This is a genomic window from Paracoccus sp. NFXS7, assembly GCF_040148865.1.
Taxonomy (GTDB): domain Bacteria; phylum Pseudomonadota; class Alphaproteobacteria; order Rhodobacterales; family Rhodobacteraceae; genus Paracoccus; species Paracoccus marcusii.
In genome coordinates this window covers 93,166-115,758 of sequence record NZ_JAKEKV010000010.1, presented here as the reverse complement: position 1 = coordinate 115,758, position 22,593 = coordinate 93,166, and the positions used below count along the sequence as shown (strand labels likewise).

Sequence of the window (22,593 nt, the reverse complement as noted above, 5' to 3'; positions counted from 1 at the left end):
AACACCGCCGGATGCCCCGCGATCGGGTCCCCGATGCGCGGACGCGCCCTTACAGGCGGCCGTCCTGGATGCGCAGCTGGCGGGCGCGGGTCAGGATGGCATCCTCGACCGCGCGGACGGTGCCCGCCTCGACCGCGGCGCCGCCCGGCCCCTGCAGCGCCAGGCGCAGGCTGCGCGCATCCAACGCCGGGTCGCTGATCTGGATCGTCGCACGATAGGACCGCCCCCCGCCCGGAGGCGTGCCGTAGCCGGTCTGGATCACGCCGGTGAACGGATCGACCGTCTGCACCGGCAGAAAGTTCAGCACGTCCAGGCTGGCGTTCCACAGGTACTTGTTCACCCCGACCATCTGGTCCGGGTTGCCCGACCGGATGAACAGGTCCTGGATCAGGGTGCCCCGCTCGGACGGGCGCATGTCGCGGTCGGGGGTGGGGCCCGCGTTTTCCGTAGTGCCGTTACCGCAGGCCGCCAGGCCCGCGCACAGCGTCGTGACGATCATAAGGCGCGTGGCGCGTGCATAGGTCATCCCAGTCCCCCGGAGGTCAGTTCAGTGGTACAATCTCTTGGGGTCAGCATTAGCCCGGATCGGCGCCGCGAAACAAGCGACTTGAGGCGCGGACCCTGTCCGCACGCCCGACGCGGGGCCTGTCCGGACAGGGCGGTCGGGGCAGGTGTGGCCCAAGTGCATCACGGAAATGGGCAAAGAAAACAGCAGACGCGTGATTCCGTTGCATCACAATCGCGAAAGAGTGAAACAAATTGCATACCCAGGGCGGGACAGCTGGCTTGGGCAACAGAGAGACAAGAGGGAACACACCATGAAGAAGGCACTTATCGCCTCGACCGCGCTGGTCCTGACCGCGGGTATCGCCGCTGCAGACGTCACCATCTCGGGTTATGGCCGTACCGGCGTGCTGTACCAAGAAGGCGGCGTGCGCGGTCCGATCGACACCAATGGCGATGCTCCGGGTGGCCTGGTCGATGCCAGCGACGCGATCGTTCAGTCGCGCCTGCGCATGAACATCGACGCGACGACCTCGACCGATCAGGGCGTCGACTTCGGTGGCCGGATCCGCATCCAGTGGGACCAGGGCGATGACGAAACCACCGTCGCACCCGGCTATGTCTACGTGACCGCCAGCGGCCTGACCGTCGAAATCGGTAACTCGAACACCGCCTACGACTCGGCCGCCCTGCTGTACAACTCGGAAATCGGCGTCTACTCGCGCTCGTTCGGCAACTCGCGCGGCGACTTCTTCGCCTACAACACCGACGGCTACCCCACGCTCGCCAACGTGGTCGACGGTGCGATCGATCGCCGCAGCGACTACATGGGCGTCATGGTCAAGTACGCCGTCGCCGGTGTGAACCTGCGCGCGTCGGTCATCGACCCCGACCAGGTGTACGACCTGCCGACCGACACGTCCGAGAAGGAATACAGCGTCTCGGCCGACTACGTCTGGAATGACTCGGTGACGCTGTCGGCAGCCTACGTGAAGAACGGCGCAGGCATCGACGACAACGACCAGTACTTCGTCGGCGCGGAATACGCGTTCAACGACAAGACCGACATCGGCCTGCTGTACATCGACAACGGTGAAGTGCTGGGCGACGACTCGGACCTGGGCAAGACCATCACGCTGTACGGCAGCTATGAGGTTGCTCCGCTGACCACCATCAACGGCTACGTCGCCAACAACAGCGCCGACACCAACGAAAGCGATAACGCGTTCGGTATCGGCGGTGCGTACGACCTGGGCGGCGCGATGCTGGCCGGTTCGGTTCAGCGCGGCTACGACGAGAACATCACCGCCGACATGGGCGTGCAGTTCAACTTCTGATCCTTCGCGGTCAGACGTCATATGGAAAGAGCGGGCCTTGCGCCCGCTCTTTTCTTTTTGTCAGGTGGGATCATGGGACTGGACGACATCACCCGCCGCATCCGCGCGGCCGAATCCGCCGCAGGGCGCGCACCGGGCAGCGTCACGCTGATCGCGGTCAGCAAACTGCAACCTTCCGAACGGGTCGAGGGCGTTCTGGCCGCGGGCCACACCGTCTTCGGAGAGAACTACGTCCAGGAGGCGCAGGCCAAGTGGCCGGCCTGGACCGCGGCGCATCCGGGCGTGTCGGTCCACATGATCGGGCCGCTGCAATCGAACAAGGCGCGGGCCGCCGTGCAGCTGTTCGACGCGATCCACACGCTGGACCGCGTGACGCTGGCCCGCAAGCTGGCCGCGCAGATGGCCGAACAGGGCCGTCGCCCGCAGCTTTTCGTGCAGGTCAATACCGGGGACGAGCCTCAGAAGGCCGGCATCCTGGCGGATGAGCTGCCCGGCTTCCTGGCGTTGTGCGCCGAGCTGTCGCTGTCGCCTGAGGGCCTGATGTGCATCCCGCCCGACGGCGAGGATCCGGCGCCGCATTTCACCCTGCTGCGCGACCTGGCCCGCGATCACGGCCTGCCCGGCCTGTCGATGGGAATGAGCGCCGATTTCGAGACCGCCATCGCCCATGGCGCGACGCATGTCCGCGTCGGTTCGGCGATCTTCGGGGCGCGGAACGCTCAGGGCACGTAAAGCGGCGTGCCCGGGGGCGCGTGACGCGCGATCCACATCAGGTCCCGGCGGGCAAAGGCGATGCAGCCTTCGGTCCCGAAACCGGGGCGGCGCCACTGGTGCAAGAAGATCGCCGATCCCCGCCCCGGAACCGCATCCGCGTTCCAGTCCGTCGTCAGGATCACATCGTACAGCGGGTCGGCGCGGCGCAGCCGTTCGTGGCTGGCCGCAAGCGGCGCGCGGGCGTGCCGGTTATAGGCCGCATGGCCCGGATCGTCGCACCACAGATCGCCCGGCCCGATCACCCGCGCCCAGGGCGCCGGGCGCGCCAGGCGGTCCGGGCGGTACCACAGCCCGGTAATGCGATGGCGGCCCGACGGGGTGGCGTGATCACCCTCGCGCTTGGCGGGGGTGATCCCGGCGCGGCCGATGCTGCATGGAATGACGCGGCCCAGAAAACGCAGCCCCTGCGGGGTCAGCACCATGCCGGTCACAGCAGATGCCCCGACTTTTCGGCCTTCACATCCAGATAGCCGGTGTTGTGACGGTTGCGCGGCACGACCAGCGGCACCCGTTCGGGGACCGCGATGCCATGGGCCTGCATCATCGCCACCTTGCGCGGGTTGTTGGTCATCAGGCGCACGGCGCCGAAACCCAGCCGCCGCAGCAGCGCCGCGCCGATGCGGAAGTCGCGCTCGTCATCCTCAAATCCCAGGCGGTGGTTCGCCTCGACCGTGTCAAAGCCCTGGTTCTGCAGGTCATAGGCGCGCATCTTGTTGGCCAGCCCGATGCCCCGCCCCTCCTGGTTCAGGTACAGCAGCACCCCCGCCCCCGCCTGCCCCATCGCGGCCAGCGCGGCGTTCAGCTGCGGCCCGCAATCGCATTTCAGGCTGCCCAGCACGTCGCCCGTGAAGCAGGCCGAATGAAGTCGCGCCAGGACGGGCGCGTCGCGGGGCGGGTCGCCGATCTCGATCGCGTAATGCTCCTCTCCACCGTCATCGGGGCGGAAGATGTGCAGCCGCGACCGCTCCGCCGACAACAGCGGCAGGCGCGCCGCCGCGACCGGGGCCATCGCGGCCTCGGCCGCAAGCTGCGCCAGAACCGGACCCGCGGGCAGGCGCGTCAGGCCCGGCGGCGCGGGGGCCGCGACCATCAGCATGGCGGGCAGCAGCTGCGCCGATTTCGCCAGCGCCAGCGCCGCGCGATGGGGTCCCGCATCGCCGTCGCGCAGGGTGGTCAGTGGCCCCTTCATCGGGGTCATCAGGTCGCCTGCGGGATCGGCCAACGCCCGCAGCCACGCCAGATCGGCCCCCACGGGCAGCGCAACCCGCGCCAGATCGCCGTCATAGGCGCGCGCCTTGAGCGTTTCGGCCCGCCGTCCGGTCAGGGCCAGGACGGCGGGGCCAAGCGCGCGCAGATCGGCCAGACGCGCGGGCGACAGCGTCTCGACCGCGGCCGCCAGATGGTCGCCCAAGGCCACCGGCAGGCCCATGCGCAGGTCGGCGCGGGCGCGGGCGATGGTCTCGGGCAGGGTCGGGATCAGGCTCATGGGGCCACGCATTCTTGAAACAGTCTGAAACATAATGCACCGATCCGACAACTCCATGTGAGGATTCGCACATGGTGCTGGACGGTCCGGGCCGCGACGCCCAACTCATTGCGCAATGACGCAAAGGAGGCAACCATGGCCGGACTGAAGAAGATCCTGCTTGTCGATGACGAGGAAGACCTGCGCGAGGCCCTAGCCGAACAGCTGGTCGCGACCGACGATTTCGACGTGACCGAGGCCGGCAGCGGCGCCGAGGCGGTCGAAGCCACCAAGAACGCGATCTTTGACCTGGTCGTCCTGGATGTCGGCCTGCCCGACACCGACGGGCGCGAGCTGTGCAAGAAGCTGCGCAAGCTGAACGTCAAATGCCCCATCGTGATGCTGACCGGGCATGACACCGATGCCGACACGATCCTGGGCCTGGATGCGGGCGCCAACGACTATGTCACCAAGCCGTTCAAGTTCCCGGTCCTGCTGGCCCGCCTGCGCGCCCAGCTGCGCACGCATGAACAGTCCGAGGACGCGATCTTCCAGCTTGGGCCGTACACGTTCAAGCCGTCGATGAAGATGCTGATCGACACCAAGGACCGCAAGATCCGCCTGACCGAGAAGGAGACCAACATCCTCAAGTTCCTGTACCGCGCGCAGGACGGGGTGGTGGCCCGCGACGTGCTGCTGCACGAGGTCTGGGGATACAACGCGGGCGTGACCACGCACACGCTGGAGACGCACATCTATCGCCTGCGCCAGAAGATTGAGCCGGATCCGTCGAACGCGCGCCTGCTGGTCACGGAATCGGGCGGCTATCGCCTGGTCGCTTGAGACATCGGCGGGTTTCTGCGCAGACAACTTTGCCGGGAACCCAAGCCCTGATGTGACGTTCTGTCCCCGAAGCCCAGTGGTCGGCGGATGCGGCCACACCCCTCCCTCTCTGTTCTGCCCCGGCGTTCCCTGCGCCGGGGCTTCTTTTTTAGGCGGCTGTCCGGTCAGCGCCCGTGCGGCGTGGTCCAGTCCGCGTCCGGACCGATGGGCACGATGCGGTGCGGATTGATCATGTCGTGGCTGTAGTAGTAGTGCCGCATGAAATGATCCGGATGGATCGTCCGGGCGACGCCCGGCCACTGGTACAACTCGCGTGCCCATCCCCACAGGTTCGGATAGTCGACGATGCGGCGGCGGTTGCACTTGAAATGCGTGTGATAGACGGCATCGAACCGGACGATGGTGGTGAACAGCCGCCAGTCGGCCTCGGTGATGCGGTCGCCGGTCAGATAGCGGTGTTCGGCCAGCAGCCCCTCGATCCCGTCCAGGCTGTCGAACAGCGGATGGACCGCCTTGTCATAGGCCTCCTGGGTGGTGGCGAAGCCCGCCTTGTAGACGCCGTTGTTGACGGTGTCATAGACGCGGTCGTTGATCGCCTTGATGCGCGCGCGCAGGGGTTGGGGCCAGTAATCGTCCGTGTTGCCGGTCACGCCGTCAAAGGCGCTGTTGAACATGCGGATGATGTCGGCGCTTTCGTTCGACACGATCCGGCCGGTCTGGCGGTCCCACAGGACGGGGACGGTGACGCGTCCCGACATGTCGGGCGTGTCCTTCAGATAGACCTGGCGCAGATAGTCCAAGCCGAACTGCCGGTCGCCCGTGGCGCCGTCGAAATCGGTGCGGAATTCCCATCCCTCGCTCAGCATCTCGGGGTGGACGACCGAGATGTCGATGTGATCCTCCAGACCCTTCAGCGCGCGGAAGATCATCGTGCGATGCGCCCAGGGACAGGCATGGCTGACATAGAGGTGATAGCGTCCCGATTCGGCCGCGAACCCGCCATCGCCTGTCGGCCCCGCCTGCCCGTCCGAGGTCACCCAATTGCGGAACTTGGCCGTGTCGCGCTTGAACTCTCCCCCGGTGCTGTCGGTGTCATACCATTCGTCCTTCCAGACGCCGTCGACCAGCTGGCCCATGTGAACTCCTTTCGGTGATGTGACGGGGCAACGGGCGGGGGGCCGCCTTGTTCCCCGTCACCCGATGGCGCGGTCGCGGGTCTCGATGCGGATCAGCAGCAGGGCCGCCGCCGCCAGCAGCAGCAGCACGGCGAAACTGCCGATGGCCAGGCCAAAGCCGCGCGCAAAGACGACGGCCAGCAGGCTGGGCGCCAGGATGCCGCCCAGGCGGGCGACCGCGCTGGCCGTGCCCATGCCGGTGCCGCGCAGATGCGTGGGATAGAGTTCCGGCGTGAACGCATAGAGCGCGCCCCAAGTGCCCAGCAGCGCAAAGCTCATCACGATCAGGGCGGTGGCGACCAGGGCGGGGCTGCTGGCCAGGGCGAACAGGCCGCAGCCCAGGGCCGACAGCACCAGGAAGGCCGCCAGCGTGGGGCGCCGGCCCACCGCCTCGACCCCCCAGGCCGCCAGCGCGTATCCGGGCACCTGCGCCAGTGCCAGGATCACCAGGAAGCCGTATCCGCGCACGAAGCCGAAGCCTTCGGTCGCCAGCTGTCCCGGCACCCAGACAAAGACCCCGTAATAGGACAGCGACACCAGGAACCACACCGCCAGCACGCCGATGGTCGCGCGCCGCAGCGGAGCCGCCATGATCGATGTGGCGCCCCCCGACGGCACGGGCGCGGGGCGCAGATGGGCGTTCGCGGGCAGCGGCATCGCGCCGTTCACGGCCAGCACGCGGTCGATGACGGCGCGCGCCTCGGCCTGGCGGCCCTTGCGGACCAGATACATCGGCGATTCCGGGATCCAGAACCGCAGGAAGAACCCGATCAGCGCCGGCAGCGCCGCGACCAGAAAGATCCAGCGCCACGGCGCGACCGCGCCCCAGCTGGCGGCGGCCCATGCGGTCAGGGCCACGACGATGGTGCCCACGGCCCAGAACCCCTCCAGCCAGACCAGCCAGCGGCCGCGGTTCTTGGGCGGCAGGAATTCGGCCATCATCGCGTAATCGACGGGCAACGTGCCGCCCACCGCGACCCCGGTCAGGAACCGCAAAACCAGCAACATCGTGAAATCGCCCGCCATCACCGATGCCAGCCCGAACACCGCATCCATCGCGACGGTGCCGATCAGCACCCATTTGCGTCCGATGCGGTCGGCCAACCGACCGAAGGCAAAGGCGCCCAGAAACATGCCAAGGAAGAACACCGTCCCGATCTGCAGCGCGGTCACGCGTTCCAGCCCGAATGTCGCGGCGACCGAGGGTGCGGCGAAACCCACCGCGATGACCTGCATCGCATCCGCCGCCCAGACCAGCCCGAAGATGCCCAGAAGGCGCCACTGGAACCGGCCCGTGCCGCCGCGCGTCAGCGCCTCGTCGATGGTCAGTTTCATGGCCGTCCCCCTTGTCCTCACAGCCCTTGCATAGCGCGCGGGGATCATATGGCAAGCCTGCGCCTCGACAGGCCGGACCGGCGCCGCTAGGGTCCGCGCCCAAAGGAGCCTGCCCATGTTCACCATCGCCACCTGGAACATCAATTCGGTCCGCCTGCGCGAGGGTCTGGTCGCCCGCCTGCTGCGGGAGGAGGCCCCCGACATCCTGTGCCTGCAGGAATGCAAGTCGCCCGTCGACAAGATCCCGCTGACCCGCTTCGCCGATCTGGGATACACCCATATCGTGGCGCGCGGGCAAAAGGGCTATAACGGCGTGGCGATCCTGTCGCGCCTGCCGCTGGAGGATGCGGGCGACCGCGATTACGCCCAGCTGGGCCATGCCCGGCACGTGGCCGCCCGGCTGGAGAACGGCGTGGTGATCCACAACATGTACGTCCCCGCGGGCGGCGACATCCCCGACCGTGACCAGAACCTGAAGTTCGGGCAGAAGCTGGATTTCCTGTCGGAGATGCGCGACGTGTTCCATGCCGACCGCCCGACCCGGTCGATCCTGGTGGGCGACCTGAACATCGCGCCGCGCGAGGATGACGTCTGGTCGCACAAGCAGCTTCTGAAGATCGTCAGCCATACCCCGGTGGAGGTCGAGCACCTGCTGGCCGCCCAGGACGCGGGCGGCTGGGTGGACGTCACCCGGCAGGACATCCCGCAAGGGCTGCTCTACAGCTGGTGGAGCTATCGGGCCAAGGACTGGGACGCGGCCGACAAGGGCCGGCGGCTGGACCACATCTGGGCCACCGCCGACATTGCAGGCGCTGCCCATGGCAGCCGCATCCTGCGCCCCCTGCGGGGCTGGGAGGGGCCCAGCGACCACGTCCCCGTCATGGCCAGCTTCGACCTCTAGGCATTTTCGCCCAGGGCGTGATCGCCCAGGTCCAGGACGTCCTCGTTCTGGCGGTCCCACTCGCGGCGTTCGGCATCGGTCGCCTGGGGCGAGAACCAGCCGGTGACCGCGTAGAGGATGCCGATCAGCGGCGCCGTCCAGCAGGCGAAGGCCAGCGGGATGTACAGCAGGTTCGTCAGGTTGCCGTCCATCACACCCAGCGACAGGGCGGTGATGACGAAGGCCCCGCCCGCGTTCCACGGGATCAGCGGGGACATCAGGGTGCCCCCCTCCTCGACCGCGCGGGACAGGTTCAGCGTGGAATAGCCCATGCCGCGGTACAGCGGCGCATACATCCGCCCCGGCAGCGCGATCGAGATATAGGGATCGCCCGCCACCACGTTGGTGGCGAAGGCGGTCGCGATGGCGCTGCTTTGCACGGCGGTAAAGCTTTTGACGCGGCTGATGATGGCGTTGATGATCGCCTCCAGGCAGCCGGTCCGCTCCAGCGCGCCGCCGAATCCCAGCGCGATCAGCATCAGCGAGATGGTCCACATCATCGACTGGATGCCGCCCGCGTTCAGCAGGCTGTCGATGTCGGCCACGCCCGTCTCGATCGCGTAACCGGACTGGGCATAGGTGAAGACGTCGTGCAGCCCCGCGCCCTGCAGAAAGATCGCGATGATCCCGCCCAGCAGCACCCCCGCGAACAGCGACGGCAGCGGCGGGCGGCGCGTGACCGCCAGCACGATCACCACCAGCGCCGGGATCATCGGTACCCAGCCCAGCGTGAACTGCGCGGCCAGCGTGTCGGTGATCGCGTCGATGCGCGCCATGCTGGTCTCGGCCGGAGAGATCAGCCAGGTCCCCGCGATGAAATAGATGACCAGCGCGATCAGCATCGCGGGCACGGTCGTGGGCAGCATGTTGCGGATGTGATCGAAGATGTTCACCCCCGTCACTGCCGGCGCCAGGTTCGTCGTGTCCGACAGCGGAGAGATCTTGTCGCCGAAGAACGCCCCCGACACGACCGCCCCCGCCGACCAGTAGGCCGGGATGCCGAAACCCGCGCCGATGCCCATCAGCGCGACGCCCACGGTGCCCACCGTGCCCCAGCTGGTGCCCAGGGACAGCGACACGACCGAACACAGCACCATCGCCGCGACCAGGAAGATCTGCGGGTTCAGCAGCGTCAGCCCGTAATAGATCAGCGTCGGCACCGTCCCCGACGCGATCCAGACCCCGATGATCATGCCCACCACGATCAGCACCGACAGCGACGGCATGGACACGTGGATGACGTGGAAGACCCCCTCGCGGATGTCCATCCAGCCCTGCCCGCGCAGGACGCCCAGCAGGCCGGTGATGGCCAAGCCCAGGATCAGCGGGATGTGCGGGGTGAAATCGCCGTAATAGAACAGCTGCAGCGCCAGCAGGCCCAGCGTCAGCACGATTGGCAGCAGGGCCAGCCACAAAGGCGGCAGGCCCGGCCGGGTCGGGGGGGTCTCTGTCATGGTCATGTCCCTCATGTCTTCACACGGCCGTGAGGCCTGCGTGATCGCAACGCGCAAACCGGCCCTTTCGTTCAGCCGCCAAGCGCCCCATATTGCGGGGAACACGCCAACCGAACCATGCGGGGCCAGGATGACCATGCTTTTCGAGGGGGCCCAAGCGCCCAAGACCGACGACTTCATCAAGGACGTGACCGAGGCCACCTTCATGGCCGAGGTGGTCGAGGCGTCGATGCAGGTGCCCGTCATCGTCGATTTCTGGGCGCCCTGGTGCGGCCCCTGCAAGACGCTGGGCCCCGCGCTGGAGGCCGAGGTCGCCCGCCACAAGGGCCGCGTGCGCATGGCCAAGATCAACGTGGACGAGAACCAGACGATCGCGGGCCAGCTGCGCGTACAGTCGATCCCGACCGTCTATGCCTTCTTCCAGGGCCAGCCGGTCGATGCCTTCCAGGGCGCGGTGCCCGCCAGCCAGGTCAAGCAGTTCGTCGACAAGCTGGCCGCGATGTCGGGCGATGACGGCGGCCTGGCCGACGCCCTTGCCGCGGCCGAGCAGATGATCGAGGACAACGAGGCCGCCGACGCCATCGAGACCTTCACCGCCATCATCGGAGAGCTGCCCGACAGCCCCGAGGCCTGGGGCGGGCTGATCCGTGCCCATCTGGCCGCGGGCGACCATGCCGCCGCCGCCTCGACCCTGACGCAGGTGCCAAGCCCCCTGGCCCATGCCGGCCCGGTCGAGGCCGCGCGCGCCAAGCTGGCCCTGGCCCAGCAGGCCGCCAGCGCCGGTCCGCTGGACGATCTGGCCGCCCGTGTCCAGGCCGATCCGGCCGATCAGCAGGCGCGGCTGGAATACGCGCAGGCGCTGCATGCCGACGGCCAGCTGGAGGCCGCCATCGACATCCTTCTGGACAGCTTCCGCCGCGACCGCGAGTGGAACGACGGCGCCGCCAAGGCGCAGCTGATCACGATCTTCGACAGCCTTAAGTCCACCGACCCCATCGGGCAGAAGGGCCGCCGCCGCTTGTCCTCGCTGATCTTCGCCTGACCGATGGCGCTGCGTTTCGACCTGCCCGACCGCATCCCGCTGTTCCCGCTGCCCGGGGCCGTGCTGATGCCGCGGGCCCGCATGCCGCTGCACCTGTTCGAGCCGCGTTATCTGCAGCTGCTGGAAGACACGCTGAAGACCGATCACCGCCTAATCGGAATGATCCAGCCCGAGGGCGACGGCCTGTCTGCCATCGGCTGCGCGGGCCGGGTCGTGGCGTTCTCGGAAACCGGCGACGGGCGGATGATGATCTCGCTTGGGGCAATCTCGCGGTTTCGCCTGCAGGAGGTCGAGGAGGGCTTTGCCCCCTACCTGCAGGGCCGCGTCGACTGGTCCTCGTTCGGGCGCGACCTGTCCGGCCCGGAGCAGGATCCGACGCTGGACCGCAAGGCACTGTTTTCGCTGCTGGACCGCTATATGCAGACGCAGGAGCTGTCGACGGACTGGGACGCCGCCGCCGAGGCGGAGGACGAGCTGTTGATCAATTCGCTGTCGATGATGCTGCCCTTCACGCCCGGCGACAAGCAGGCGCTGCTGGAATCGCCTACCCTGGCCGACCGTCGCGAGCTGCTGGTCGGCCTGATCGAATTCGCCCTGCACGGCGGAGAGAACGAGGAACGCCTGCAATGACCGATGCCCCCCTTTTCGACCGCCACATGCTGGAGGCGCTGGTCTGCCCGGTGACCCACGCCACGCTCAGCTATGATGCCCAGGCGCAGGAACTGGTGTCCCGCACGGCGGGGCTGGCCTTTCCGATCCGTTCGGGCATCCCGATCATGCTGATCGACGAGGCCCGCCAGATCCGCGCCGATGACTGACCCGCGCGCAGGGGCGTGACCGACATGGACCGCCCCGTGGCGATCCCGCGGGTGGCGGCCGCGCGCCGGCCCGAACCCGCCGTCCTGCCCCTGTGGCTGCGGGCCGTCATCATCGCCTGCTGCATGATCGAGGCGTTCTGCTTTGCCGCGCCCATGCTGGGCCTGGGCAGCGCGCGGACGGCCTCGGTGATGCTGGGCGGCTTCTGGGCGCCGCTGGTGGGCGACGGGGTCGGTCTCTATCCCGGTCAGGGGGTCGCGATGTTCCTGACCTACGGCCTGCTGCATTCCGGACCGCTGCATCTGGCGATGAACATGATCTCCCTGGCCGCCGTCGGCCGAGAGCTGGTGCGCATGATCGGATCGGCCCGCATGGCGCTGACCTATCTGCTCAGCCAGATCGCCGCCGGCATGGTCTTCGCCTGGATGGAGCCCGATGCCGGGCCGATGGTCGGCGCCTCGGGCGCGGTCTTCGGGCTGGCGGGGGCGCTGGTCGGCTATGCGGCGATCACCCTGCGCCGCCGTCACCGCCCGATGAGCCCGCTGGTGCGCGCCGTGGCGCTGATCCTGGGGCTGAACGTGGCGCTGACGCTGCTGATGCCGTCGATCGCCTGGCAGGCGCATCTGGGCGGGGGCGTGGCGGGCTTGGTGCTGGGGCTGATCTTTGCCCTGATCCCGCGCCGCTGACCCCCTGCCGACGCCGGTGCGGCCCTCAGCCGTCCTGGGGGGTCCGGGGGGCCTGCCCCCCGGCGTCGCGGGACGCAATCTGCGCGCTTTCGTCATCCGCCACCGCTGCGGTGGTGCTGTCCGTCGCAGGCTGTTCCACCGGGTCAGCGTCACCCGGATCGTCGCTGACCGGCGCATCTTCGATGGCCGCTTCCGGCTCGGCGGCGGCATCGTCGCGGATGACATCTTCGGGATCGAAGGCGTCTTCGATCCCCTCGGCGGCCATCAGGCGCCGCAGCGCCGCGCGGAACTCGTCCGCGGGCTGCCAGACCAGCGATGCCGAATCCTGCCCCTCGACCTGCGCCAGGTGCTCGGCCACCAGGCGGTGCCCGATGCCATAGCCGGTCCATTTGCGCATCCGCCCACGCCCCAGGAACCACTCGCCTTGATCATAGTCGCGGCGCGCCCACAGCCCCGCGGCCTGCTTCAGCGTGCCCAGCCCCGGCCGCGTCTGATCCCAGGGGTCTGGCGGCCCGCCCAGAACCTGCTGGACGAAATGTCCCGCCAGCCCCTCGCTGACCAGCGCCTCGCCCAGGGACCGTCCGTATCCCGGGCCGTCCCACCGCGTCAGGCGATGCAATGCGTGGATCAGGGTGCGACGGAAATGCTCGGGCTCGACCCGATCGGGTTCCAGCGTGATCTCGATGATGCCGGGGGCCGGGGCATGGCCTGCGATGCCCCATTCGGGGATCACCCCGTCGCCCGCCCGCACCACAAGGTCGAACCGGGGCAGGTCCAGATGCGCCTCAGCCATCGCCACCATCTCGCGCGCATGGGCGCGGATCTCGGCCATGACGGGCGTCAGGGCGCTGCGGGCGTTCAGCATGTGCAACTGCCAGATCGTCATGGCCACATCCCGTTCTGGCCGGTCCCTACCGCGGTCATCAGACCTCGGGGACCAGCACCTCGCGCTTGCCGACATGGTTGGCGCTGCTGACCACGCCCTGCTCCTCCATCTGCTCGACCAGGCGCGCAGCCTTGTTGTAGCCGATGGCCAGCTTGCGCTGGATATAGCTGGTGGAGCATTTGCGATCCTTGGCCACGATCATCACGGCCTGATCGTACAGCGCATCGTCCGATCCGTCGCCGCCCAGGCCCAGCACCGCGTCGATGTCGTCGGCCTTGTCGTCCTCGGGGCCCTCGACCACGCCCGACTTGTAGCTGGGCGGCCCAAAGGATTTCAGGTGGGTCACGATCTCCTCGACCTCCTCGTCGCTGACGAAGGGACCGTGGATGCGGGTGACGCGCGCGCCGTTGCCCATGTACAGCATGTCGCCTTGGCCCAGCAGCTGCTCTGCCCCCTGCTCGCCCAGGATGGTGCGGCTGTCGATCTTCGAAGTGACCTGAAAGCTGACCCGCGTGGGGAAGTTCGCCTTGATCGTGCCGGTGATGACATCGACCGAGGGACGCTGCGTCGCCATGATCAGGTGGATCCCCGAGGCCCGCGCCATCTGCGCCAGGCGCTGGATGCAGGCCTCGATCTCCTTGCCGGCGACCATCATCAGGTCGGCCATCTCGTCGACGACCACGACGATATAGGGGAAGGTCTCGGGCTGGAACTCCTCGGTCTCCCAGATCGCGTCGCCGGTATCCTCGTCAAAGCCCGTCTGGACCGTCCGCTTGAACATCTCGCCCTTCTTCAGGGCCTCGGTGACGCGGCCGTTATAGCCCTCGATGTTGCGCACGCCCATCTTGGACATCTTGCGATAGCGGTCCTCCATCTCGCCCACGACCCATTTCAGCGCCACGACGGCCTTCTTGGGGTCGGTGACGACCGGGGACAGCAGGTGCGGGATGCCGTCATAGACGGACAGTTCCAGCATCTTGGGGTCGATCATGATCAGTCGGCATTCGTCCGGCGTCAGCTTGTACAGCAGGCTCAGGATCATCGTGTTGATCGCGACCGACTTGCCCGACCCGGTGGTGCCCGCGATCAGCAGGTGGGGCATCTTGGCCAGGTTCGCCACGACCGGATCGCCGCCGATGTCCTTGCCAAGCGCCAGTGGCAGCGGCTGCGTGCCGTCGCCGAAGGCGCGCGAGGCGAAGATCTCGCGCAGCAGCACCTTTTCGCGCTTGGCGTTGGGCAGTTCGATCCCGATCACGGTGCGGCCGGGAACGGTGCTGACGCGCGCGGACAGGGCCGACATCGACCGGGCGATGTCGTCGGACAGGCCGATCACGCGGCTGGCCTTCAGGCCCGGCGCGGGTTCCAGCTCGTACAGCGTCACGACCGGGCCGGGGCGGACCTCGGTGATCTGGCCCTTGACGCCGTAATCGTCCAGCACCGCCTCCAGCATGCGGGCGTTCTCCATCAACGCCTCGTGGGACACGGGCACCACGTCGCTGTCCGATGGCGCCGACAGCAGCGCCAGGGGGGGCCGCTCATAGGCGGGGCTGCCGCTGTCGTCGAACCGCAGGGCGGGCTCGGCTTCGGCCCGCGCGCTGCGCGAGGGTTCGGCGCGCTTGGCGGGGGCGATGATCTGGCGCGGCGTCTCTGCGCCGAAGGGGCGCGGGTCGACCGGCTCCTCGGGGGCGGGGGTCGCGGGCGCACCCTCGCGGGCCAGCCGGGACGCGACCGCCTTCAGCACCGACGACTTGGCGGTGCTGGTGCGGATGGCGTCGCTGATGCGGCCCCGGACCTCGGCCTCGGACGGGGCGGCGCCCTCGTAATCCGAATCGCGCTCGATCAGCTCGGGCTCGGGCATCTCGGATTCCAGCTCGAATGCCGGCGGGGCGGAGCGGCGGCGGGCGGCGGGTGCGGCCTTGCGGGGGGCGGCGCCCTCGGCGCGCGGCTGGCGCAGGCGCTGCGCCGCGCCGGCGGCGGCCGATCCCGCCAGAACCGTCCCGTGCAGCGCCGTCGCCAGCCCCTGCCGGAACCGCAGCCACAGGGCCGCGACCTCTGTCCGGTCGAAACCCAGGACGAAGGCCGCCGCCGCGACCACGGCCACCGCGACCAGCAACGCCGCCAGGCGGATGCCCAGCTGTGCCTTCATCGGCAGCAGGTTCAGCATCGCGCCCATCACCATGTCGCCGAAATGGCCGCCCAGGCCGTAATTCTGCTGCCATTCGGGGCCGGGGATCAGCGTGCTGGCATAGATCGACACCAGGGCCACGGCGATCGGGGTGAAGATGCCGCGCATCAGGCGCTCCTCGCCCTTGTGCAGCATCATGCGCAGGCCCCAGACCCAGGCCGCGACGACCAGCATCCAGGCCCCCATGCCTGCGATCATGATCAGCGCCGAGGCGATCATCGCCCCGATCCCGCCCAGCATGTTCTGCGCCGGTGCGTCGGTGGCCGACCCGAAGCTGGGATCGTCGGGCGACCAGCTGCCCAGCATCATCGCGATCAGGATGCCCAGCACGATCAGTCCCGCGCCGATGGCCTCCTTGCCGCGTCGTTCCAGGGCGGCCTGGGTCGACTGGTCGAACAGCGGGTCGCGGTGTTTCGCCTGCCAGCTTGCCATGATCTCAGCCCCCCGTTTCGTCATATAGGACCGCCCGCAGGCGGGTCAGCGCGGCGCGCGTCTGGTCGGCATCGGCCACCAGCGCCACCCGGATGAAGCCCGCGCCGGGATTGATCCCGTCCACGTCGCGCGACAGATAGGCGCCGGGCAGCACCTGGATGCCCGCCTGCGCCCACAGCGTCCGCGCGGCCTGTTCGCCGTCGGCGACCGGCAGCCACAGAAAGAACCCGCCCTCTGGCGGCAGATAGCCGGGAATGTCGCCCAGGATCTCATCCGCGATGCGGTATTTCTGTTGATACAGGGCCAGGCTGGCGGCCACGTGACCCTCGTCCGACCAAGCGGCGGCGCTGACGCGCTGCACGGGCAGCGGCAAGGGCGCGCCCGCATAGTTGCGCAGCCGCCGCATCTGGGCGATCTGGGCGCGGCCGCCCGCGGCGAAGCCCGACCGCAGGCCGGGCAGGTTCGACCGCTTGGACAGCGAGTTGAACATCACCACCCGGTCAGGCAGGCCCATCGCGGTCGCGACCTGAAGGGCACCCGGCGGGGGCGCATCGCGCCAGATCTCGGAATAGCATTCGTCGGCCAGGATCAGGAAATCGTACCTCTCGGCCAGGGTCACCAGCGTTTCCAGGTATTCGCGGTCGGCCACCGCCCCCTGCGGGTTGGCGGGCGAACACAGATAGGCCAGCGCCACCCGGTCCAGCAGCGCCGGGTCCAGCCCCGCGTAATCGGGCAGGTTGCTCGTGGCGGGCGTGGCCGGCACGAACAGCGCCTGCGCCTGCACCGCGGCGGCGGCGACCGCATAGACCTGATAGAACGGGTTCGGCACCAGCACGATCGGCTGCCTGCCGGCCTTGGTCTCGGGGCACAGGGCCAGGGCCGCGTTGAACAGCCCCTCGCGCGTGCCGTTCAGCACCATCAGCCGGTCAGGTGAAACCTCCACGCCATAGCGGCGGTCCAGCCAGCCGCCGATCGCCGACAGCAGTTCGGGCGCGCCCTCATTCGGGGGGTATTTCGCCAGTTCGTGCAGGCTGTCGGCCATCACCTGCGCCACGAAACCGGGTATCGGGTGGCGCGGCTCTCCGATGGTCAGGATCATGGGGGATTCGCCGGGGGCCAACCCCGGCTCGATATCCGACAACAGCGCCCGCAAACGCGGGAACGCGTAGTCCGGCAGGTTCGAGAACCGCTCGGGGAATGCCATCTCTGCCTCGCTTTTCGGGGTCTGCGCCCCGTTCCTTGGCGGAAACATTAGCGTGATCCGGGCCTTGCGTCCAGCAAAGACCCGGTCACGCCAGCGCGGCCTCGGCCCCCGCCGCCACGCGCAGCAGATGCCGGTCCTGACCGGCATGGCCCAGCAGGCTGATCCCGCAGGCCGGGTGCCCGGTGGGCAGGGTGATCGCGGGCAGGCCCAGCAGGTTCGCGATCCGGGTGTTGCGCAGGGTCAGCAGGTTGGCGCGCACGAATTCCGACCCGTCGGTCATCAGCCGTTGGGTCGCGGGCGGCAGGATCGGCACCGTCGGCAGCAGCACGGCGTCGTATCCGCCGACGACCTCCTTGATCCACTTGCGGCGCACGCGGGCCAGGCTTTCCCATGCCGCGACATAGTCGGGCGCGCTGACCCCTGCCCCGCCACGGAACCGCTCCAGGATGGGCTGCCACATCAGTTCCGGCGCATCCTCGATCTGGGCGCGCCAGATGCCATAGGCCTCGGGGGCGAACAGCTGCGGCGACAGGGCCATGGCCTTGTCCAGCCAGTCGGTCGAGACGTGCGCGATCTGCGCACCGGCCCGACCCAGCCTATCCACCGCGTCCTGGAACGCCGTCACCGGCCCGGATTCGGCGTCGTCGAAAGGCAGCCCCTCCAGCACCATCAGGCGCAGGCCCTGCACGCTGGCGCCGTCCAAGTCGGGGGCCCGCTGGTCGGCCATGATCGCGAAGATCTGGGCACAGTCCTCGACGCTGCGGGCGATGGGGCCCGCGATGTCGAACCTGCGCGCCAAGGGCACCACGCCCTTTTCGGGCAGCGCGCCATGCGTGGGCTTGAACCCCACCAGCCCGTTCCACGCCGCGGGCACGCGGACGGACCCGCCCGTGTCGGTGCCAACCGCCGCCGCCGCCAGCCCCAGCGCCACCGACACCGCCGCCCCGGATGAAGAGCCCCCCGGCGCCAGGTCCGGGTCCAGCGCATTGGGCGGCGTCGCCGTGCGCGGGTTCAGCCCCAGCCCGGAAAACGCCAGTTCGGTCATGTGGGTCTTGCCCAGGCAGACCATGCCGCGACGGGCCGCGCGCGCCAGGATGTTGGCGTCCTTGCGCGGCACGCGCCCCTCCAGCAGGCGCGATCCGGCCTCGGTCACGGTGCCGCCGCTGTCGATGTTGTCCTTCCAGCTGATGGCCACGCCGTCCAGCAGGCTGTGGCGGCGTTCCTGTTTGGCACGGTCATGGGCGGCCACGGCCTCGGACCGGGCGCGGGCGGCGGTCAGGCGGGCATAGATGCGCGCGCAGTCGGGGTGATCCTTCGCGGCGGCCAGATAGGCCTCGGTCTGGTCGATGGGGTCCAGGACCCCCGCCATGATGGCGCGGCCCTGCTGGGTGGCCGATGCCCGCAACCAGTCCATTCAGAAATCCACCGCGATTCCGCCCTTTTCCCAGTCGCCATAGCGGACCGGCTCCGGCCCGTCGCGCCCGCCGTATTCGACCGGCAGGATCTGCCCGGCCTGCTGTTTCCTGCGGGCCTCGGCCTCGGCCAGGGCGCGCTGTGCGGCGGCGGGCAGGGCGGGGGTGTCATCGCTCATGGAAAGATCCTCCGAATGGGCGTAAGGGGTCGCGGAACAGTGTTGAACATCACTTAGGCAAAGGAAAGCGTTTTGGCAAAGCCGGGCGGCGATATGGCGCGCAAGGGCGCATTGCGATTGATCCAGGGCGTGCGCGACGGGCGGTCCCTGTCGGACCAGTCCGGCAGCCTGCGCGCGCTGCCGGTTGCCGAACAGGCCCGGGCGGCCCGGCTGGCGGCCGAGACGCTGCGCCATCAGGGTCGCGCGGACGTGGTGATCGACGCCTTCGTGAACCGCAGGCCCGCCCCCCAGATCGCCGACGTGCTGCGCCTGGCCGTGGTCGAGATGCTGGAGCTGGGCGCCCCTGCCCACGGCGTCGTGGGTGCGGCGGTCGACCTGACCCGGACGCTGGGCGCGCGCGGCCAGGCGGCGGCGGGCATGGTCAACGCGGTCCTGCGCAAGGCGGGCGCGTATCAGGGCTGGGCCGACCTAGCCCCGCAACCCTTGCCCGAATGGCTGCGCGGCCCGCTGGTCGAGGCTTACGGCGACGCGGTGATGACCGCCATCGAGGCCGCCCATCAGCGCGGCGCGCCCCTGGACCTGACGATGAAGCCCGGCGCGGACCCGGTGCCGGGCGCCGATGCGCTGCCCACCGGGTCGTGGCGCCTGCAGGGTCCGGCGCAGGTGACTGCCCTGCCGGGGTTCGATGAGGGCCAGTGGTGGGTCCAGGATGCCGCCGCGGCCCTGCCCGCGCGCCTGCTGGCCCCGCAGCCCGGCGAACGCATCGCAGATCTGTGCGCGGCGCCCGGCGGCAAGACGCTGCAGCTGGCGGCGGCCGGTGCCCATGTCACCGCCGTGGACATCAGCGAACAGCGCCTGCGCCGCGTGACCGAGAACCTGGCCCGCTGCGGGCTGACCGCCGATCTGGTCGCGGCCGACGTGCTGGACTGGGGCCCCGACGTGGCACCCGACGCGATCCTGCTGGACGCGCCCTGCAGCGCCACGGGCACCATCCGCCGCCATCCCGACCTGCCCTTCATCCGCGACGGCCACGGCATCGCCGAGCTGATCGAGCTGCAGGCGACCCTGCTGGATCACGCGCTGTCGGTGCTGCGGCCCGGCGGGCGGCTGGTCTATGCCACCTGCTCGCTGATCCCCGACGAGGGCGAGGTCCAGATCGACGAGGTGCTGGTCCGCCATCCCGGCCTGATCGTGGAACGCCCGGATCTGGCGCGGATCGACCTGCCCGGCATCGACCCCGCCTGGGTCACCGAGGAGGGCGGCCTGCGCCTGCGCCCGGATTACTGGGCCGACCGGGGCGGGATGGACGGGTTCTACATGGCTTGCCTGCGCAAGCCCGGCTGAACGGAACCGTCGGGCCGCCTTGCGCCTTCCTTCCGCGAATGCGGATGAAAGGATGACCAGATGAGGCTGACCACTGTCGCGATGGGACTGAAACTGGCGCAGGCCGTCCTGCGCACGCGCGGCGCCAGCACGGCGGCCAAGGGTGCGGGCGGCCTTGCCTCGGGGATCGGCACGGCCGTGATGGTCGTGGCGGCGGTGCAGCTGGCCCAGCAGCTGTTCTCGTCCCGCAAGCGCTGAGGCGCTGGACCTTCGGCGGGGGTTTCGGTAACTGGGCGTCACCCAGAGACACGAGGCCCCCATGTCCGACCCCGTCGCCATCCGACGCGCGCTTCTCTCCGTTTCCGACAAGACCGGCCTGATCGATTTCGCCCGCGCCCTGGATGCGCGCGGCGTCCAGATCCTGTCCACCGGCGGCAGCGCCAAGGCCCTGCGCGACGCGGGCCTGTCCGTGACCGACGTGGCAGACGTGACGGGTTTCCCGGAGATGATGGACGGCCGCGTCAAGACGCTGCACCCGGCGGTGCATGGCGGCCTGTTGGCGCTGCGCGACAACGCGGACCACGTGGCGGCGATGGAGGAGCATGGCATCGGCGCGATCGACCTGCTGGTCGTGAACCTCTATCCGTTCGAGGAGACCGTCGCCAAGGGCGCGGCCTATGACGACTGCATCGAGAACATCGACATTGGCGGCCCGGCAATGATCCGCGCCGCGGCCAAGAACCACGGCTTTGTCACCGTTGTCGTGGACGTTCAGGATTACGACGCCGTTCTGGCCGAACTGGACGCGAATGGCGGGACCACCCTGCCCTTCCGGCAGCGGATGGCGCAGACGGCCTATGCCCGCACCGCGGCCTATGACGCCGCCGTCAGCACCTGGATGGCCGAGGCCATCGGAGAGGCGACGCCCCGCCGCCGCGCCTTTGCCGGCACGCTGGCGCAGGAGTTGCGCTATGGCGAGAACCCGCACCAGCAGGCGGCCTTCTATGTCACGGGCGATGCGCGCCCCGGCGTTGCCACCGCGCAGCAGCATCAGGGCAAGGAGCTGTCCTACAACAACATCAACGACACCGATGCCGCCTTCGAGCTGGTGTCCGAGTTCGACCCGGCGGAGGGCCCCGCCTGCGCGATCATCAAGCACGCCAATCCCTGCGGCGTGGCCCAGGGCGCGACCGCGCTGGAGGCCTACAAGCGGGCGTTTGATTGTGACCGCACCTCCGCCTTCGGCGGCATCATCGCGCTGAACCAGCCGCTAGACGGGGCCACCGCGGAAGAGATCGTCAAGATCTTCACCGAGGTCGTCATCGCCCCCGATGCCGACGCCGACGCGCGCCGCATCTTTGCCGCCAAGAAGAACCTGCGCCTGCTGACCACGGGCGGTCTGCCCGATCCGCGGGCGGGCGGGCTGACCTTCCGGCAGGTGTCGGGCGGCATGCTGATCCAGGGTCGCGACAACGGCCATGTGGCCCGCGCCGACCTGCGCATCGTGTCCGACCGCCAGCCGTCGGAACAGGAACTGGCCGACCTGATGTTTGCCTGGACCGTCGCCAAGCACGTGAAATCCAATGCCATCGTCTATGCCAAGGACCTGGCCACCGTCGGCATCGGCGCGGGCCAGATGAGCCGCGTGGACAGCACCCGCATCGGGCGGCGCAAGTCCGAGGACATGGCCCAGGTCCTGGGCCTGTCGGAACCGCTGACCAATGGCGCGGCGGTGGCGTCCGACGCGTTCTTCCCCTTTGCCGACGGCATCGAGGCCCTGGCCGAGGCCGGCGCCCGCGCGGTCATCCAGCCCGGCGGGTCGATGCGCGACGACGAGGTGATCGCGGCGGCCAACCGCCTTGGGCTGGCGATGGTCCTGACCGGCCAGCGTCACTTCCGCCACTGATGGCCGCGCCCGCGAAACCCGCCGCCCGCAAGGCGCGCCCGGCACCCCAGCCCGCGCGCAGCGACATGCGGCCGGTGATCTGGGTCGCGCTGGCGATCTTTCTGGCCGACCAGGCGCTGAAATACGTCGTCGTCCACATGCTGGACCTGGACCGCGTGCGGTCGATCGACGTGTTCCCCCCCTGGCTGAACCTGCGCATGGCCTGGAACCAGGGCGTGAACTTTGGCCTGATGGCGTCGGATACGGACATCATGCGGTGGGTGCTGATCGCGGTGGCGCTGGTCATCTGCACCTGGGTGTGGATCTGGATCTGGCGCGCGGGCCTGGGGCGGTTCGCCCGCATCTCGGCCGGGCTGCTGATCGGCGGCGCGCTGGGCAACGTGGTGGACCGCGTTCTTTATGGTGCGGTGGCCGATTTCCTGAACATGTCGCTGCCGGGCTGGCAGAACCCCTACAGCTTCAACGTGGCCGACATCTCGATCTTTGCGGGCGCGTTGGGGCTGGTGCTGATGCCGCAGCCCAAGACGACCGAGACCCCCGCCCCGGCAAAGCCCCGCACACAGCGCACGGCCCCCAAGCCGCCTGCGCGTCCGGCACCCAAGGTGCCTTCGCCGCCGCCCGCCGGTCCGCGCCAGCCCGACCTGTTCGCGCCCGCCGACCAACAGGGTCGTGACGGCGACGGAAAACCGGGCTAG

Annotated in this window: 23 protein-coding genes; 12 read left to right on the top strand and 11 right to left on the bottom strand. The window is 69.1% G+C overall.

Annotated features, from left to right (window positions below; genetic code table 11):
* Nucleotides 1-49: 49 nt before the first annotated feature.
* Nucleotides 50-526 (bottom strand): DUF3576 domain-containing protein, encoded by a 477-nt coding sequence (locus tag LZ686_RS15805; protein ID WP_045983147.1) that lies wholly within the window; start codon nt 524-526, stop codon nt 50-52.
* Between the two features lie 292 nt (nt 527-818).
* On the opposite strand from LZ686_RS15805, the gene LZ686_RS15800 reads away from it, so the two are divergent.
* Both LZ686_RS15800 and LZ686_RS15795 read left to right on the top strand, forming a co-directional pair.
* Entirely contained in the window at nt 819-1,841 is a 1,023-nt protein-coding gene (locus tag LZ686_RS15800) for a porin (RefSeq protein ID WP_282029361.1), read from the top strand.
* 72 nt (nt 1,842-1,913) lie between these two features.
* Complete coding sequence (locus tag LZ686_RS15795) at nt 1,914-2,573, top strand: YggS family pyridoxal phosphate-dependent enzyme (protein ID WP_148910559.1); 660 nt, start codon at nt 1,914-1,916, stop codon at nt 2,571-2,573.
* Here the strand turns inward: LZ686_RS15795 and LZ686_RS15790 are convergent.
* Complete coding sequence (locus LZ686_RS15790; RefSeq protein WP_217846174.1) at nt 2,561-3,037, bottom strand: L,D-transpeptidase family protein; 477 nt, start codon at nt 3,035-3,037, stop codon at nt 2,561-2,563. The two genes, LZ686_RS15795 and LZ686_RS15790, sit on opposite strands and share 13 nt — an antisense overlap.
* A 5-nt stretch (nt 3,038-3,042) precedes the next feature.
* Nucleotides 3,043-4,101 (bottom strand): GTP cyclohydrolase II, encoded by a 1,059-nt coding sequence (gene ribA / locus LZ686_RS15785; protein ID WP_045983150.1) that lies wholly within the window; start codon nt 4,099-4,101, stop codon nt 3,043-3,045.
* A gap of 135 nt (nt 4,102-4,236) precedes the next feature.
* On the opposite strand from ribA, the gene LZ686_RS15780 reads away from it, so the two are divergent.
* Entirely contained in the window at nt 4,237-4,923 is a 687-nt protein-coding gene (locus LZ686_RS15780; RefSeq protein WP_042249906.1) for a response regulator transcription factor, read from the top strand.
* Between the two features lie 164 nt (nt 4,924-5,087).
* On the opposite strand, the gene LZ686_RS15775 is transcribed toward LZ686_RS15780, so the two are convergent.
* Nucleotides 5,088-6,059 carry a glutathione S-transferase family protein gene (locus LZ686_RS15775; protein ID WP_349548404.1) on the bottom strand — a complete coding sequence of 324 codons (972 nt, stop codon included), beginning with the start codon at nt 6,057-6,059 and terminating at the stop codon, nt 5,088-5,090.
* A gap of 57 nt (nt 6,060-6,116) precedes the next feature.
* Nucleotides 6,117-7,433, bottom strand: coding sequence for an MFS transporter (locus LZ686_RS15770; protein WP_349548403.1), 1,317 nt, complete (start codon nt 7,431-7,433; stop codon nt 6,117-6,119).
* 115 nt (nt 7,434-7,548) lie between these two features.
* On the opposite strand from LZ686_RS15770, the gene LZ686_RS15765 reads away from it, so the two are divergent.
* A complete protein-coding gene (locus tag LZ686_RS15765) occupies nt 7,549-8,334 on the top strand; it encodes an exodeoxyribonuclease III (RefSeq protein ID WP_349548402.1) in 786 nt (261 codons plus the stop codon).
* On the opposite strand, the gene nhaC is transcribed toward LZ686_RS15765, so the two are convergent.
* Entirely contained in the window at nt 8,331-9,827 is a 1,497-nt protein-coding gene (nhaC, locus tag LZ686_RS15760; RefSeq protein ID WP_349548401.1) for a Na+/H+ antiporter NhaC, read from the bottom strand. The genes LZ686_RS15765 and nhaC overlap by 4 nt on opposite strands.
* Nucleotides 9,828-9,963: 136 nt before the next feature.
* Here nhaC and trxA point away from each other — a divergent pair, with 136 nt between their 5' ends.
* Genes trxA through LZ686_RS15740 form a run of 4 tightly spaced genes read left to right on the top strand, consistent with a single transcriptional unit; the run spans nt 9,964 to nt 12,371 of the window.
* On the top strand, nt 9,964-10,869 hold the full coding sequence (gene trxA, locus LZ686_RS15755; RefSeq protein ID WP_502922020.1) for a thioredoxin: 906 nt from the start codon (nt 9,964-9,966) through the stop codon (nt 10,867-10,869).
* 3 nt (nt 10,870-10,872) lie between these two features.
* Nucleotides 10,873-11,499 carry an LON peptidase substrate-binding domain-containing protein gene (locus tag LZ686_RS15750; RefSeq protein ID WP_045983713.1) on the top strand — a complete coding sequence of 209 codons (627 nt, stop codon included), beginning with the start codon at nt 10,873-10,875 and terminating at the stop codon, nt 11,497-11,499.
* A complete protein-coding gene (locus LZ686_RS15745) occupies nt 11,496-11,687 on the top strand; it encodes a Trm112 family protein (protein WP_045983714.1) in 192 nt (63 codons plus the stop codon). Before LZ686_RS15750 ends, LZ686_RS15745 begins: the two co-directional genes overlap by 4 nt.
* 24 nt (nt 11,688-11,711) lie before the next feature.
* Nucleotides 11,712-12,371 carry a rhomboid family intramembrane serine protease gene (locus LZ686_RS15740; protein ID WP_295165735.1) on the top strand — a complete coding sequence of 220 codons (660 nt, stop codon included), beginning with the start codon at nt 11,712-11,714 and terminating at the stop codon, nt 12,369-12,371.
* Between the two features lie 25 nt (nt 12,372-12,396).
* Here the strand turns inward: LZ686_RS15740 and LZ686_RS15735 are convergent, their stop codons facing one another.
* From LZ686_RS15735 to LZ686_RS15715, 5 genes are all read right to left on the bottom strand, one after another.
* Entirely contained in the window at nt 12,397-13,257 is an 861-nt protein-coding gene (locus tag LZ686_RS15735) for a DUF2268 domain-containing putative Zn-dependent protease (protein ID WP_349548399.1), read from the bottom strand.
* 37 nt (nt 13,258-13,294) lie between these two features.
* A complete protein-coding gene (locus LZ686_RS15730) occupies nt 13,295-15,874 on the bottom strand; it encodes a DNA translocase FtsK (RefSeq protein WP_194885901.1) in 2,580 nt (859 codons plus the stop codon).
* Between the two features lie 4 nt (nt 15,875-15,878).
* Nucleotides 15,879-17,078, bottom strand: a complete 1,200-nt coding sequence (locus LZ686_RS15725) for an aminotransferase class I/II-fold pyridoxal phosphate-dependent enzyme (protein WP_349548398.1) — start codon at nt 17,076-17,078, stop codon at nt 15,879-15,881.
* 85 nt (nt 17,079-17,163) lie between these two features.
* Entirely contained in the window at nt 17,164-18,492 is a 1,329-nt protein-coding gene (locus LZ686_RS15720) for an amidase (protein WP_045982477.1), read from the bottom strand.
* Nucleotides 18,493-18,669 carry a DUF1674 domain-containing protein gene (locus LZ686_RS15715; RefSeq protein WP_042251299.1) on the bottom strand — a complete coding sequence of 59 codons (177 nt, stop codon included), beginning with the start codon at nt 18,667-18,669 and terminating at the stop codon, nt 18,493-18,495. It abuts the gene before it with no gap.
* Between the two features lie 93 nt (nt 18,670-18,762).
* Between LZ686_RS15715 and LZ686_RS15710 the strand changes: the two genes are divergently transcribed.
* The 4 genes from LZ686_RS15710 to lspA all read left to right on the top strand — a co-directional run bounded on the left by LZ686_RS15710 (nt 18,763) and on the right by lspA (nt 22,593).
* The gene (locus LZ686_RS15710; protein ID WP_502922019.1) at nt 18,763-20,013 is read left to right on the top strand and encodes an RsmB/NOP family class I SAM-dependent RNA methyltransferase; all 1,251 of its coding nucleotides are present in this window, start codon (nt 18,763-18,765) and stop codon (nt 20,011-20,013) included.
* Between the two features lie 60 nt (nt 20,014-20,073).
* Nucleotides 20,074-20,250: a hypothetical protein gene (locus LZ686_RS15705; protein WP_157001474.1), complete on the top strand. Its 177-nt coding sequence runs from the start codon at nt 20,074-20,076 to the stop codon at nt 20,248-20,250.
* 61 nt (nt 20,251-20,311) lie between these two features.
* Complete coding sequence (purH, locus tag LZ686_RS15700; RefSeq protein WP_349548396.1) at nt 20,312-21,898, top strand: bifunctional phosphoribosylaminoimidazolecarboxamide formyltransferase/IMP cyclohydrolase; 1,587 nt, start codon at nt 20,312-20,314, stop codon at nt 21,896-21,898.
* Nucleotides 21,898-22,593: a signal peptidase II gene (gene lspA, locus LZ686_RS15695; protein ID WP_502922018.1), complete on the top strand. Its 696-nt coding sequence runs from the start codon at nt 21,898-21,900 to the stop codon at nt 22,591-22,593. Before purH ends, lspA begins: the two co-directional genes overlap by 1 nt.

Excerpts from the sequence above, each read along its gene's own strand:
- LZ686_RS15805 (WP_045983147.1), bottom strand. The coding sequence starts at position 526 with ATGACCTATGCACGCGCCACGCGCCTTATGATCGTCACGACGCTGTGC.
- LZ686_RS15800 (WP_282029361.1), top strand. The coding sequence starts at position 819 with ATGAAGAAGGCACTTATCGCCTCGACCGCGCTGGTCCTGACCGCGGGT.
- LZ686_RS15795 (WP_148910559.1), top strand. The coding sequence starts at position 1,914 with ATGGGACTGGACGACATCACCCGCCGCATCCGCGCGGCCGAATCCGCC.
- LZ686_RS15790 (WP_217846174.1), bottom strand. The coding sequence starts at position 3,037 with ATGGTGCTGACCCCGCAGGGGCTGCGTTTTCTGGGCCGCGTCATTCCA.
- ribA (WP_045983150.1), bottom strand. The coding sequence starts at position 4,101 with ATGAGCCTGATCCCGACCCTGCCCGAGACCATCGCCCGCGCCCGCGCC.
- LZ686_RS15780 (WP_042249906.1), top strand. The coding sequence starts at position 4,237 with ATGGCCGGACTGAAGAAGATCCTGCTTGTCGATGACGAGGAAGACCTG.
- LZ686_RS15775 (WP_349548404.1), bottom strand. The coding sequence starts at position 6,059 with ATGGGCCAGCTGGTCGACGGCGTCTGGAAGGACGAATGGTATGACACC.
- LZ686_RS15770 (WP_349548403.1), bottom strand. The coding sequence starts at position 7,433 with ATGAAACTGACCATCGACGAGGCGCTGACGCGCGGCGGCACGGGCCGG.
- LZ686_RS15765 (WP_349548402.1), top strand. The coding sequence starts at position 7,549 with ATGTTCACCATCGCCACCTGGAACATCAATTCGGTCCGCCTGCGCGAG.
- nhaC (WP_349548401.1), bottom strand. The coding sequence starts at position 9,827 with ATGACAGAGACCCCCCCGACCCGGCCGGGCCTGCCGCCTTTGTGGCTG.
- trxA (WP_502922020.1), top strand. The coding sequence starts at position 9,964 with ATGCTTTTCGAGGGGGCCCAAGCGCCCAAGACCGACGACTTCATCAAG.
- LZ686_RS15750 (WP_045983713.1), top strand. The coding sequence starts at position 10,873 with ATGGCGCTGCGTTTCGACCTGCCCGACCGCATCCCGCTGTTCCCGCTG.
- LZ686_RS15745 (WP_045983714.1), top strand. The coding sequence starts at position 11,496 with ATGACCGATGCCCCCCTTTTCGACCGCCACATGCTGGAGGCGCTGGTC.
- LZ686_RS15740 (WP_295165735.1), top strand. The coding sequence starts at position 11,712 with ATGGACCGCCCCGTGGCGATCCCGCGGGTGGCGGCCGCGCGCCGGCCC.
- LZ686_RS15735 (WP_349548399.1), bottom strand. The coding sequence starts at position 13,257 with ATGACGATCTGGCAGTTGCACATGCTGAACGCCCGCAGCGCCCTGACG.
- LZ686_RS15730 (WP_194885901.1), bottom strand. The coding sequence starts at position 15,874 with ATGGCAAGCTGGCAGGCGAAACACCGCGACCCGCTGTTCGACCAGTCG.
- LZ686_RS15725 (WP_349548398.1), bottom strand. The coding sequence starts at position 17,078 with ATGGCATTCCCCGAGCGGTTCTCGAACCTGCCGGACTACGCGTTCCCG.
- LZ686_RS15720 (WP_045982477.1), bottom strand. The coding sequence starts at position 18,492 with ATGGACTGGTTGCGGGCATCGGCCACCCAGCAGGGCCGCGCCATCATG.
- LZ686_RS15715 (WP_042251299.1), bottom strand. The coding sequence starts at position 18,669 with ATGAGCGATGACACCCCCGCCCTGCCCGCCGCCGCACAGCGCGCCCTG.
- LZ686_RS15710 (WP_502922019.1), top strand. The coding sequence starts at position 18,763 with ATGGCGCGCAAGGGCGCATTGCGATTGATCCAGGGCGTGCGCGACGGG.
- LZ686_RS15705 (WP_157001474.1), top strand. The coding sequence starts at position 20,074 with ATGAGGCTGACCACTGTCGCGATGGGACTGAAACTGGCGCAGGCCGTC.
- purH (WP_349548396.1), top strand. The coding sequence starts at position 20,312 with ATGTCCGACCCCGTCGCCATCCGACGCGCGCTTCTCTCCGTTTCCGAC.
- lspA (WP_502922018.1), top strand. The coding sequence starts at position 21,898 with ATGGCCGCGCCCGCGAAACCCGCCGCCCGCAAGGCGCGCCCGGCACCC.